The sequence below is a fragment of the Glutamicibacter sp. X7 genome, assembly GCF_054889245.1.
Genome location: NZ_CM142678.1, coordinates 2,780,263 through 2,792,662, shown reverse-complemented (window position 1 = coordinate 2,792,662; position 12,400 = coordinate 2,780,263). Strand labels below are relative to the sequence as shown.

Annotated in this window: 11 protein-coding genes; 10 read left to right on the top strand and 1 reads right to left on the bottom strand. The window is 62.7% G+C overall.

Annotated elements, in window-relative coordinates:
- The first annotated feature begins 39 nt into the window (after positions 1 to 39).
- The 10 genes from ACYU0X_RS13330 to ACYU0X_RS13285 all read left to right on the top strand — a co-directional run bounded on the left by ACYU0X_RS13330 (position 40) and on the right by ACYU0X_RS13285 (position 11,365).
- Positions 40 to 1,038, top strand: coding sequence for an SDR family NAD(P)-dependent oxidoreductase (locus ACYU0X_RS13330; protein WP_418907296.1), 999 nt, complete (start codon positions 40 to 42; stop codon positions 1,036 to 1,038).
- A 252-nt stretch (positions 1,039 to 1,290) separates the two neighbouring features.
- Positions 1,291 to 1,575 carry an HU family DNA-binding protein gene (locus tag ACYU0X_RS13325; protein WP_309405781.1) on the top strand — a complete coding sequence of 95 codons (285 nt, stop codon included), beginning with the start codon at positions 1,291 to 1,293 and terminating at the stop codon, positions 1,573 to 1,575.
- 140 nt (positions 1,576 to 1,715) lie between these two features.
- Entirely contained in the window at positions 1,716 to 2,324 is a 609-nt protein-coding gene (locus ACYU0X_RS13320; protein ID WP_461901176.1) for a hypothetical protein, read from the top strand.
- Between the two features lie 61 nt (positions 2,325 to 2,385).
- Positions 2,386 to 2,973, top strand: a complete 588-nt coding sequence (locus tag ACYU0X_RS13315; RefSeq protein ID WP_418907294.1) for a copper resistance CopC family protein — start codon at positions 2,386 to 2,388, stop codon at positions 2,971 to 2,973.
- Between the two features lie 144 nt (positions 2,974 to 3,117).
- On the top strand, positions 3,118 to 3,693 hold the full coding sequence (locus ACYU0X_RS13310; protein ID WP_461901174.1) for a copper chaperone PCu(A)C: 576 nt from the start codon (positions 3,118 to 3,120) through the stop codon (positions 3,691 to 3,693).
- A gap of 2 nt (positions 3,694 to 3,695) precedes the next feature.
- Positions 3,696 to 4,907: a Dyp-type peroxidase gene (locus tag ACYU0X_RS13305; RefSeq protein ID WP_461901173.1), complete on the top strand. Its 1,212-nt coding sequence runs from the start codon at positions 3,696 to 3,698 to the stop codon at positions 4,905 to 4,907.
- A gap of 117 nt (positions 4,908 to 5,024) precedes the next feature.
- Positions 5,025 to 7,139 (top strand): cytochrome c oxidase assembly protein, encoded by a 2,115-nt coding sequence (locus tag ACYU0X_RS13300; protein WP_461901171.1) that lies wholly within the window; start codon positions 5,025 to 5,027, stop codon positions 7,137 to 7,139.
- Positions 7,111 to 7,887, top strand: a complete 777-nt coding sequence (locus ACYU0X_RS13295; protein WP_461901169.1) for a hypothetical protein — start codon at positions 7,111 to 7,113, stop codon at positions 7,885 to 7,887. Before ACYU0X_RS13300 ends, ACYU0X_RS13295 begins: the two co-directional genes overlap by 29 nt.
- Positions 7,888 to 8,000: 113 nt before the next feature.
- Positions 8,001 to 9,917, top strand: coding sequence for an NHL domain-containing thioredoxin family protein (locus tag ACYU0X_RS13290; RefSeq protein WP_461901167.1), 1,917 nt, complete (start codon positions 8,001 to 8,003; stop codon positions 9,915 to 9,917).
- Positions 9,918 to 10,111: 194 nt separating this feature from the next.
- Complete coding sequence (locus ACYU0X_RS13285; protein ID WP_461901165.1) at positions 10,112 to 11,365, top strand: MFS transporter; 1,254 nt, start codon at positions 10,112 to 10,114, stop codon at positions 11,363 to 11,365.
- Here the strand turns inward: ACYU0X_RS13285 and ACYU0X_RS13280 are convergent.
- A complete protein-coding gene (locus ACYU0X_RS13280) occupies positions 11,362 to 12,372 on the bottom strand; it encodes a hypothetical protein (RefSeq protein ID WP_461901163.1) in 1,011 nt (336 codons plus the stop codon). The genes ACYU0X_RS13285 and ACYU0X_RS13280 overlap by 4 nt on opposite strands.
- Positions 12,373 to 12,400: the final 28 nt, after the last annotated feature.

The window sequence follows — 12,400 nt, the reverse complement described above, 5'->3', positions numbered from 1 at the left end:
TCCCCGGCGAAGTCCAGCGGTCATAGTAGCGTGGTTGCCATGACTTCAGTGATCCGCCGTGGCAGTCTTGACCAGCTTGGTTCTCGCTCGCCTGCGGGCGATATCTACGCCTCGGTGGAGCGCTGGGAGGCCTGGGCACCGGGCCAAACGATCCTGTTGACCGGAGCCAATGCCGGGCTGGGCTTTTTCAGCGCACTGGGCCTAGCCGCCAGTGGGGCCCGAGTGATCATGGCCTGCCGCAACCGGGAACGGGCCGAGCGTGCCGCCAAACGGATTTACCAGTATGTCCCGCAGGCCGAGCTCCGTATTGAAATGTTCGATGCCGCATCGCTCGTCTCGGCGCAGCGCCTTGCCGAGCAGGTCGCGGACGAGCCGCTGGATGCGGTCATCGCCAATGCCGGAATAATTCACACCCCGCAGCAACGAGTACCCGGTGAACTCGGCTACGACCTGACGATGACCACGAATTTCCTGAGCCACGCACGGCTGGTCGGAGCACTGGCCGAAAGTTTCCGCACCCGTGCACTTCGCTTTATCGGCGTGGGTTCCATGTCGACATTAATGCTGCCGAGCGATCCGGCAAACCTGACCTTGGAGCATAGCTACCACCCTTACCGCGCCTATGTGCAATCCAAGGCGGCCTTGCAAAGCTTCGGCCTGGGGCTGGATCATCGGCTCCGGCAAATCGATGCCGCGGCACGTTCGATTACGGTCCACCCGGGCTATTCGATTTCGGGGCTGACCGTCCAGGTGCCCGGGATCAACGAACCGTCATTGGCCAAGCGGTGGGCCGGTCATCTGCAGTCTGGGTTTGCGCAGGGCAAACACCAAGGGGCGGTCAATATCGTGGAGGCTGCGTTGAATCCTGCGTTGCTCGAGGCCGCGCGCGCACCCTATCTCGGGCCACGGTACATCTCCAAGGGTGCCTGCCAGTTGGCAGCCCCGGCGCGCCTGACGAGACAGAAAAAGCTGCTGGATCCGGTCTGGGACATGTTTGTTGCCGCCAACGGTGGCGTTGATCCTCTGGCGGCAAACTAGCGGTACCGCGCTAAGGGGCCGGATATTTTAGGTCTCGATCCCCGCAGGAGGCAAATATCTACCTCCGTAGAGCGTCCGGAGGGTGCCATTCGGCTCAGAATCACTGTGAACTTGAAAAAAATCCCTTGAATTCGCTCGTTTTCGGGCGTTGCGGGCTAAAAGATTTGATAGGTTCTCACTGATAAGTCCGCGCGACCGCGCGGCGTCCTTGGTTGATCCGGCCAGGGAGAACTAGTCCAGGAGGACAATACATTGGCTATGAACCGTAGCGAACTTGTTGCTGCAGTGGCAGCAAAGACCGAGAACTCCCAGGTTGCCGTGAACGCTGTTCTGGATGCCGTGTTCGAGGTATTCGTTGATCAGGTCTCGAAGGGTGAAAAGGTTTCGATCCCGGGCTGGTTGGCTGTTGAGCGCACCGACCGCGCTGCCCGTACCGGCCGCAACCCGCAGACCGGTGAGCCGATCGAGATCGCCGCTGGCCACTCGGTGAAGCTGACCGCTGGTTCCAAGCTGAAGGCCGCTGTCGCCAAGAAGTAAGGCTTCCAGAAGCTTTCACTGGCGCCCACTCTCCACCATGCGAGAGCGGGCGCCAGTGTCGTTTGGGCTGATTGTTCCCAAACTTCTACTTGGCGTAGAATCAGAGCTGTTTAGCAGACCCGTCGACACGAGGACATCCTGTGCCTTCCACACCCCTCGCCACCCGCGTCCTTCGTGGCTGGTTGGCGGCCGGGATCTGCACCTTCACGGCGTTCGCCGCCCACGCCCACGCAGCGCCGAGCGCGCTGTCACTGGTCGTGATGGCCCTGATTACCTGCCTCAGCGCGGTGGTGGCCATGTTCTTGGTCGGGCGGCGGTTCTCACTGCTGGCAACCTCCATCGCGGTGTTACTGAGCCAAGGCCTCTATCACCTAGCCTTCTCGGTGATGAGTCATGATGGCTCCGGCACGGTCAGTGGCGTAACGGATGGCACGCACCACCACGTCACGGCGTTGAGCGTATCCGCCGGTACAGCATCGGCGAGTACCGAACCCAATATGCTTTACGCCCACATCTTGGCGGCGCTCATCAGCATTGTGGTGTTGCGCCAGGGTGAAACTCTTGTCGGCGAACTGATTCATTTGCTGGGCCTAGGCGCCGCACGGCTCCTACTCTGGGCCAGAGCCCTAGAGTTTCGCGGCTGGCCACGCACCTCCAGCAGTGAAGTCACACACCAGCCGCTGCAAGATCGCACGGCCCTACGTCTGCCGCTGCGTCGTGGTCCACCGTCCGTTGTAGTTAGTCACTAATCCTCAACTACAACCCAGCATCCGGTATTTACACGCTGAATCCCGGAGCGAAAGGACCATTATGACCACCGCACTACGCACCCTACGTCCCGCCCTACGCGTGGCGGCCGTCGCCGTCGTGGCCCTGGCAGCGCTCTTCCTGAGTCTGAGCCCGGCCCACGCCCACGATGAGCTTGTGGCCTCGACCCCGAAGGCCGGCGCCACTCTGAAGGAAGCGCCGAAAGAACTCACCTTGGAGTATTCCGGTGTGCTTCAGGAACTGCCCGGAGGCTCATCCACCGTCGTGAAGCTCACCCGTGATGGGCAAGAGGTGGCCACCAGCTTCGAAACCAAGGAACGCACCGTCACCGTTACGCCGGACAGCGAGCTGGAACCGGGTGACTACACGCTGGCTATTCGCGTCGTGTCCTCCGATGGTCACCCGGTGGAGAATTCCGTGAAGTTCACCCTCGAAGGGGCAGCGGCCTCGGCACCGGTGAGCGCAAGCCCCACGCCAAAGGAAAGTGCGCCGGCTAGCGAGACCCCCAGCGAGCAGCCGGAACAGAATATCCTCTCGGCCTTCGGACCGGCAGGCTGGATTATCGTTGGCCTAGCCCTGCTGGCGATCCTGGCCACCGTGCTTATTCGCTTCACGCGCAACACGAAGTAGCCAGACACATCGCGGCAAGTTCGCGCCGCCACTAAACATTTTTCTCTCGCGCGAGACAGCGCGCTCATTGGCGTGCCCACCCCTAGCCGGGCTCGGCTCGTCGCGCCGTCGAATTTCGCGCGCCCAACGCTGAAAGCACAGATCATGAACAAGTTTTCCAAGACCCTTCCGTTGTTGACCGCCGGCCTGCTCACCGGGAGCCTGCTGTTGAGCGGCTGCTCCACCAACGGCCCCGAGCAGGCAAGCGCTCCCAGCACCGAACAGCAGGACACAACTCAGGCCGCGAGCCTGCAGATCAACGACCCTTGGGCAAAAGCGGCCGACAAGGGCATGAGCGCCGCCTTCGGTACGCTACGCAACACCGGGCAGCAGCCCGTAGAGCTGGTCAAGGTCACCGAGGAACAACACCGCAGCCCGGTGCAGCTTCACGAAATGACCGGCAGTGGTACCGAGATGACCATGAAGGAACATCAGGGCCCGGTGGAGATTAAGCCCGGAGCCGAGGTGGAATTGATGCCCGGCGGCATGCACTTCATGTACATGGACCTCGCTAAACCCCTGGTCGCTTCCGAAACCTCCACGTTGACTCTGCACTTTGCCGACGGTTCGAGTAAGGCCGTGGACTTCCCGATCCGTAACTACAGTGGCGCTAAGGAACGCTACGAGGATCACGCGGGTATGGAGGACAAGCACGGCAACGGCGAGCACGGAGGTCACTAGCAATGGCTGAGCAACAGCCGACCGTGCCAAGCCGACGCCTTGTGCTGGGCGGTTCGGCGGCCGCGGCGCTTTCCGGGGCCCTTGTGGGGTTCGGTGCCGGACGGCTGGACGCACCGGCGTCGGCCGCCGAGCCCGGTCAAGAGCCGGCCGAGGCAGCGGCACTCAGCCCTTATGGGGCGTATCAACGCGGGATTCTCGAGGAACCTCAGACCCATGGCATCTTTCTTGGCCTGGATATTCGGTGGCCAAAGGCAAAAGACGAGCGCCGCGACCGCCTGCGTTCGCTGCTGCGCATGCTGGGAGAAGATGCCGCTCGGTTGATGTCCGGAGATGGGGTGCTGGCCGACAGCGAACCCGAGATGGCTAGCGCCCGTGGGCGTCTGAGTATCACGGTGGGGCTCTCCCGGGATGCCGCGGCGCAGGCTAAGTCAACGGCGGATCTGTCGATGCTCGAGCCGCTTCCGGAATTCTCCGGTGACAAGCTCGAGCCACGCTTTGGCCAGGCCGATCTGCTCGTCCAGTTCTGTGGCGATGATCCAACCGCACTGGCGCATGCACTGCGCGCGGTGCGGAAGAATCTCACGGGACTGGCCACGGTACGTTTCGAGCAGCACGGATTTACTACGCCGCCGGGTCAGGCCGAGCACCCGCATGCCTTTCGGAACCTCTTTGGGCAGCTCGATGGAATCGCCAACCCGCGCACGACGGCCCGCGAGGGTGCGGTGTTCGGGCACGGCGATGAGCAGAGCTGGCTACCCGGTGGAACCGTGCTGGTGTTGCGCCGAATCCGCATGGACCTGGAGCGCTGGGACGAGGTTGATCGTCCCGGACGCGACTTTGCGCTCGGACGGCGACAGTCCGACGGGTCACCGCTCTCGGGGCAGCACCCCGATGACCCGGTAGACCTGTCGGCCACCACCGAGCTTGGGCTGCCGGCCATTGCGGGCAACGCACATGTGGCGCTGGCGAAGCCGGTGCAGGCAGCTGAAACCATGTGGCGACGCGGCTTTAGCTACACCGACGGTGGTGAGTCGGGGTTGCTCTTCGCCTGTTTCCAGCGTGATGCACGCACGGCCTTCGTTCCGGTGCAACGGCGGCTTGCGGCCTCGGATGCGATGAACCAGTGGATTACCCATACCGGTTCCGGCATCTATGGAATCTTGCCGGGAATGAGCCAGGAAGCCCAGCTCGGCGCCGTGCTCTTTGCCGAGTAAACCGAGAGCGGTTTGGGGCATACCGTGCGCTGGGCAAGAGAAGTCACAGTCCTAGCGCACGGTGTGTGCCAGCAAACGGTGCGTAGCGCCGGTTCGCAGTGAGATGATGGAAAGGTTATGGTCACAGATACCCCCAAGCCCACCCCTTCGACGCTGCAACCGGCGTCGGCGCTGACCCGACGATTGATCCTTCCCGGCGTGGTGTCCATGGTCGTGGTTTTCATCGCGGCCGTGCTCTACAGCGGGATCGCGGTCCCGGCCGAACTCGCCGATCCCGGTGCCTTCGTGCGCTGGGCCCTCCCGGCGATGCGCGGTACCCACCACACCGCAATGTCGATTACCATCGCCTCGCTGATCTTCGCGGCGGCACTCCTACCGCGTTCCACCAAGGTGCGGCGCGGCAGTGCCGATGATCCCCGGGTTGAGGTGGGTGATGAACACCCTTCCTTCGCCCGAGCCATGAACGTAGCGGCCGTGGCCGGCGTGGTGTGGACGATGTCCGCGGCCGGCGTCATGCTGCTGACCTTCTGGGATCTGGCGGGTGTGCCGATGAATCTGCAGCCGAGCTACACCACGGCGATCCTCGACTACATTCTGCAGATCACCACGGGGCGCGCATGGGCCTGGATGGTCGTGATCTCCGCACTGGTGACCACCCTGGCATTAGCGGTTCGCTCTCAGAATGGCGTAGGTCTGCTGGCCGCCTTCTCGCTCACGGGAATTGTGCCGCTAGCTTTTATCGGCCACGCGGCCGGCGGCGACGACCATTACACGGCGGTCAATGCCATCGGGCTACACCTGTTGGCCGTGGTCATTTGGTTCGGAGGCATCATCGTGTTGGCCCTCTTGGCTTCCACCTTGAGCGTCCCGGCCCCGGGACGTTATGAGCAACGTCCGGTGCTTGCCGGCACGGTACTGCGCCGCTTCTCCACCCTGGCGACCACCGCGATCATTCTGGTGGCCGGCTCGGGACTGGTTTCGGCCCTGATCCGCATTACCGAGCCCGCACAGTGGTTCACCCAGTACGGGGCCCTCGTCGTGCTCAAGGTCGTGCTGACCCTGCTTCTGGGGTACTTGGGTCTGCTACATCGGCGCCGGGTAATCCCGCGGCTCCTGGCTGGAGAACTTACCGCCCTTGCCGCAGCCTGGCGCGTGGTGCTGGCCGAGGTGGTGCTCATGGGCGCGGTCATGTCGGTGGCCACGGTGCTGGCCCGTACGGCCCCACCCACCAGCGATGATCCGCCGGCCGAGATGAGCCCGGCCCGACTTTTGACCGGCTATGACCTACCGGCCCCGCCGACCACCGGGAGCTGGCTCACCGTGTGGCGGGTGGATTGGCTGTGGGCGGCTATCTGCGTCTTTTTGCTGGCCTTCTACCTGTGGGCATTTATCACCCTGCGGCGCCGCGGCGACAAACCCAATGTGGCCCGCCTCGTTAGCTGGATCGTGGGCATTATCGCCCTGTTCTACGTCACCAGCGGTGCCATCTCTGTCTACGGCATGGTGCAATTCTCGGTACATATGGTCGATCACATGTCGCTGACCATGATCGTGCCGATCTTCTTGGTGCTCGGCACCCCGGTCAGCCTCGCCCTGCAGGTGCTTCCGACCCGCACCGACGGCACCCGGGGCGCCCGTGAATGGATCCTCTGGCTGGTGCATTCGAAATACTCGGCGGTCGTGACGCACCCGATTTTCACCGCGGTGATGTTCGCCGGATCGATTATTGTCTTCTACTTCAGCCCGGTTCTGGAACCGGCCATGAAGTATCACGCCGGTCACGAGATCATGAACTTCCACTTCCTGATCACCGGTTACCTCTTTGCGTTGAGCCTGATCGATGCCGACCCGGTCCCTAAACGCTACCCCTATCCGATGCGCCTGCTGGTTCTGCTGGCCACCGTTGCCTTCCACGCATTCTTCGGTGTGGCCCTCATGGGTACCACCACGCTCTTGGCCCCAGACTGGTTCGGCAATATGGGCCGCACCTGGGGCGGTAGTGCTCTCGAAGACCAAGTGGTCGGCGCCGGAGCCATGTGGGGTATCGGTGAGATCCCAACCTTGGTGATCGCCATGTTCGTGATGGTCTCGTGGATGCGCCAAGACAAACGGGAAACCAAGCGATACGACCGGCAAGCCGACCGCGATGGAGACGCGGAGTTGGCCGCCTACAACCAAATGTTCGCCAAGCTCAAGGAACAGGATGCTACGCAGCACAATCATGAACGCTAAGCCGCGCACGCTGGCGGCCACGGCCTTGAGCCTGGCCCTGCTACTCAGCGGCTGCGCCGGGGGCTCACCCGAGGCACAGATTCCGCAGGATGACACCCATAAGCAGGCTGCTAGCGCCGCACCCAGCCCCAGCGCTTCGGCCAAGGGCGATGACTCCACGATGAGCACCGCCGAAATCGGGGTCACCGCCGGTGCGGTGATGGCCGCTAAGCTCGGTTTTGACCGGTCGCGGAAGGTTACCGCCGAAGAGCTGAAGCAGCTGGCGATTAAGCCAAGCGACACCCTCGATGGATATGTGGTGTTGCCCGGTCAGTGCGCCGGGCCACTCGAGGATCTGAACTGGTCCCCGGCCCAGCTGGGCACCGAGGTTGCCCGCACGGACTTCACCACCGAGAGCGGCACCGTCACCGGTTCGGTTGAGGTAGCCCGGGTGGAGGACCGCAACGTTCTAGAGGAGCACTATAAGACGGTGCTTCGGATGCGCACCGACTGCAAAAGCGTGAAACTCAACGGACCGAATGCCATGGAAACTGTGAAGTTCACCGATCCGGGAATCGATGGGGTCGAATCGCAGTTGTACTATTCACGCACGGGTGACCCGCAGTCGCCACAGGACTCCTTGGTGCTGCTGGACACCGCCGGAGACTATGTGGCGATGGTCTCCTTCATCTCCGCAGGATCGCTGAACGATAAGCAGTTTTCCACGGTGGCCAAGCAGGTTATGGACGCGGTGACAGCCCAGTTCTAATTGTGTCGCGGCGCTTCATAGCGTTGGAGTGAGCGCCGGGCCCTGCGCGATAATGGATCGAACCGCCATCCCCGGTGATCAAGGCGGTATCTAAAGCTGGAAAGGGACAATTTATGAGTGCATCTTCCGACTCGTTGCGCGCCGACTACAAGGTGCGCGCCAGCGAGCTGACGGGCCGCAACTGGTTGAATACCGGCGGCGAACAGCTGAATTTGCAGGCACTGCGCGGCAAGATTGTGCTCCTAGATTTTTGGACCTTCTGCTGCATCAACTGCCTCCACGTGCTCGACGAGCTGCGTCCGCTCGAGGAGAAATACTCCGATGTGCTGGTCACCGTCGGCGTGCACTCTCCGAAGTTCGAGCATGAGGCCGACCCGGAGGCGCTGGCGGCCGCCGTGGAGCGCTACGAAATTCATCACCCGGTGCTCGATGACCCGGAGCTGGTCACCTGGCAGGCCTACTCCGCACGCGCTTGGCCGACCCTCGTGGTGCTCGATCCCGAGGGCTACATCGTCGCCCACCTTTCCGGTGAAGGACACGCTCAGGGTCTGGGCTCGCTGATCGAAGAGCTGATCGCCGAACATGAGGCCAAGGGCACGCTGCACCGCGGTGACGGCCCCTATGTCGCACCGGAGGCACGCGAGGGAGACCTGCGTTTCCCGGGCAAGGTCGTCCCGCTGCCGGGTGGCACGTTCCTCGTCGCCGACTCGGGCCACCACCGTCTGCTCGAACTCGGAGCGGACCTGAGCACCGTGGTACGTACCATCGGCTCCGGGGTCAAGGGTTACGCCGATGGCGACGCGCAGAGCGCCAAGTTCAACGAGCTGCAGGGGCTAACCGCCTTGCCGCAGGAGTTGGCCGAAAAGCTGGGCTACGACGTGATCGTGGCCGACACGGTTAACCACCGCTTGCGTTCGGTGAACCTGAGCACCGGGGAGGTCGGCACCCTGGCCGGAAACGGTGTGCAGCGCCTACTGGACGCCGAGTCGGCCCGAAACGAAGCTCAACCGACCGAGTTGGGGACCGACGCACTGAACCTGTCGTTGTCCTCTCCATGGGATGTCATCTACCACCCCAGTGGCAAGGTCCTGATCGCCATGGCCGGTACCCACCAGATTTTCAGCTACGACCCGTTGACCCACGCGGTCGCCGTCTACGCCGGTACCGGGCTGGAAGGCCTGACCGACGGAGCCCCGAACGAAGCCTGGTTCGCCCAGTCCTCGGGGTTGAGCATCGACGCGAACCACGACGTATGGATCGCCGACTCGGAGACCAGCGCGCTACGGCGGATCGAAACCGATGAGCAGGGCCAGGCCGTGGCGGTGCACACCGCTATTGGTACCGGCCTGTTCGACTTCGGGTTCCGCGATGGCCCGGCCGCCGAGGCACGCCTGCAGCACCCGCTGGGTGTTGCCGCGCTGCCCGATGGGTCGGTGGCTATTGCCGACTCGTACAACGGTGCGGTGCGCCGCTTCGACCCGAACAGCAATACCGTCTCCACGCTGGCACAGGGGTTGAAGGAGCCAGCAGATGTGCTCCTCGACGAGAGCGTTGACGGGGACCCGGTGCTACTGGTCGTGGAAACCAACGCCCACCAGCTGGTGCGCATCCCGGTGCCCGCCGAGGCACTGGTCGTCGACGAGGGCGCCAGCCAGACGCAGCGCCCGAAGACCAAGATCCAGCCCGGCGAGCACGCGATCACCGTACGCTTCAGCGCGCCGAAGGGGCAGAAGCTCGATGACCGCTGGGGTGACCCAACGCAGCTGAAGATCTCCGCCAGCCCGGAGAACCTGCTGCTCGAGGGCGCCGGAACCTCACTCGGGCTGACCCGCACGCTCGTCATCAACCCCGAGGTTTCCGAGGGCGTGCTGCACCTGACCGCCCGTGCTGCGGCATGTGATGGTGAGCCCGGCGGCGAGATCCCCGATCACGCAGCCTGCCACCTGTACCAGCAGGACTGGGGAATCCCGGTTGTGCTCGACGCTAGCGGCGATAACGAACTGGTACTTGACCTGCGCGGCCTGAACTAAGTCGGCGGATCCTTCCGCCATGAACGGCCCGTGTCGAGGGCGCGCTTTGCGCCCACGACACGGGCCTTCGTGGTGTATCGGCACACGGGACTTCGCCCTACATTCGAGTGACGAGTTATTAACCGGAGATTCCTCAAGGGTTTAGACTGGTCGAGGATGGGAGGTACCGGCTCCTCGGGGCCGGTGACAATGTAGTGGCCAGCAAAACATTTAAAGCGTTAGAGATTCCCAACTATCGGTACTGGGTGCTCGGTGCCCTGGTCTCCAATATCGGCACATGGATGCAGCGTGTGGCCCAAGACTGGCTGGTATTGACCGAACTGACCCACCACGATGGCACCGCTACCGGCATCACCACCGGCCTGCAGTTTCTTCCGGTCCTTCTGCTCGGACCCTACGCCGGACTTATCGCCGACCGCTACGACAAGCGCAAGGTCCTGCTCATTACCCAAAGCTTTATGGGGCTATGCGCGCTAGTTCTCGGCGGGCTGGTCGTGGCCGGGGGAGCCCAACTCTGGCACGTGTACGTATTGGCAACCCTGCTGGGCATCGGCTCCGCCTTCGATGCCCCGGCACGCCAAGCTTTTGTCTCCGAAATCGTGCCCTCGAGCCATCTGAGCAATGCGGTGGCTTTGAACAGCGCTAACTTCAATCTGGCCCGGCTCGCCGGACCAGCGATCGCCGGAGTGGTGATCGCCTTGGTTGGGACCGGGCCGGCCTTCCTGATCAACGGGCTATCCTTCCTGGCCGTATTGGGCTCGCTGACCCTGATGAAGGACTCCGCGATCAGCCATGCGCCCCGGGCCCAACGCGGTCGTGGTCAGGTGCGGGCGGGCATCACCTACCTCACCTCGCGGCGAGATCTGTTGCTTCTCTTTGCCATGGCCTTTGTCATTGGCACCTTCGGCCTGAACTTCCAGCTCACCAACGCGATGATGGCGGCCGAAGAGTTCGGCTTGGGCGCCAGCGAATACGGTTTCCTAGGCACGGTGATGGCCGTCGGAACCTTCGCCGGGGCCATGTGGGCCGCACGACGCTCCAGACCACGCTGGCGCTATGTGATCGGTGGCGGCATCGCCTTTGGACTGTGCGCGCTACTGTCGGCCCTGATGCCCACCGTGTGGCTTTTTGCGCTCAGCCTGATCGGCGTCGGCCTGAGTGCGCTGACTTTCCTGAATTCCTGCAACACCATGGTGCAAACCACCGTCCCCGGCCAGTACCGGGCCAGAGTGTTGGCGCTGTACCTAATGGTGGTGCAGGGCGGAACCCCACTCGGGGCACCGTTAGTGGGTTGGATGGCCGAGCTCATGGGCGTGCGCGCGGCAGTCGCAATTGGCGCGATTGCGTCGCTCGTGGTCAGTACGGCGGCCCTCGTGCTGTGGCAAAAGTACCGTAGCGACGCCCCGCCGCTACGTGCACATTTTCGAGAAATATTTACCCGCAGCTAGTTCGCCGCATTCTCGACCGCGGCGACCGGAACCACCGAGACCTTCGTGGTGCTGGTGGTCAACTGGGCGGTGAAGTTATAGGTTTCCTTGACGGTTTTCTTCTCCGTGGCACCGGTGCGCAGATCCTGTTCGGTCAGCTGCAGCTGTGCCTCGAATTCCAGGGGCGCTAGGACCCACGCGCCGTTGTAGTAACTGACCTTCGCCTTGGGATAGTCAGTGATCGTCCAGTTGATGCTCTGCGAATTCACGCGTGCCGAGGTGTGATACGCCATGGGGCATCCAGCCGGCATCAACACCTTCTGCGACGCGCAGCCATCGACATATGTCTTGAGCTTCTTATTGATCGCCGAGAGGAATGCCTTGGTTGGTTCGGTCGTCAGCTTCACCGGAACCGGGTCCTTAGTTGGACCGGTGACCACCACTCCACGTGTATCGGCCTTGAAGTTCTTCGTTTCGAAACTCGCGTTGATCACCGCAGGATAGAAGACCGGAATGGTGCTGATGCCCTGATCCAGCGGGATCTTTTCCTTGTTCAGGCTGACCTCGTTCACCGTATTGGCCCGCACCTGAATGGTTGGCAAGCTATCGGGGACGAACTCCCACTGGTCAAAGAACAACCAGGACTTGCCAGCGCGGTGCAACCGGTAGGTCGAAGAGTGCTCGGTGCCTTCGGCTTGGTAGGTGGCCTTGACCTCGACCAGATCCGAGTCATGCTCGTCGGTGACGGCCGGTTCTACCGAGAAATCGGTAATGCCCTCCTGCGTATGTTTGAGCACGTCGCCATTGAGGGCGACCGCATTGCCCTCCGGCACGGAGGCACGTAGCAGTCCCAGCGCCTTGCCGCCTTCACCGGCGGCCATATGCTGCTGCAAGACCTTGACCTGATGCTGTGCAGAAAATATTGTGCGGTTTGCGATGAGGATGCCGGCAATGGCCAACACCAAGATCGCAACCAGGACAATAACCCAGCGCAGGGCAAGACTGGGCACGGAATTTCGAGTCTTCATTACCTCTTAGGCTAACGGTTTGTGCGTC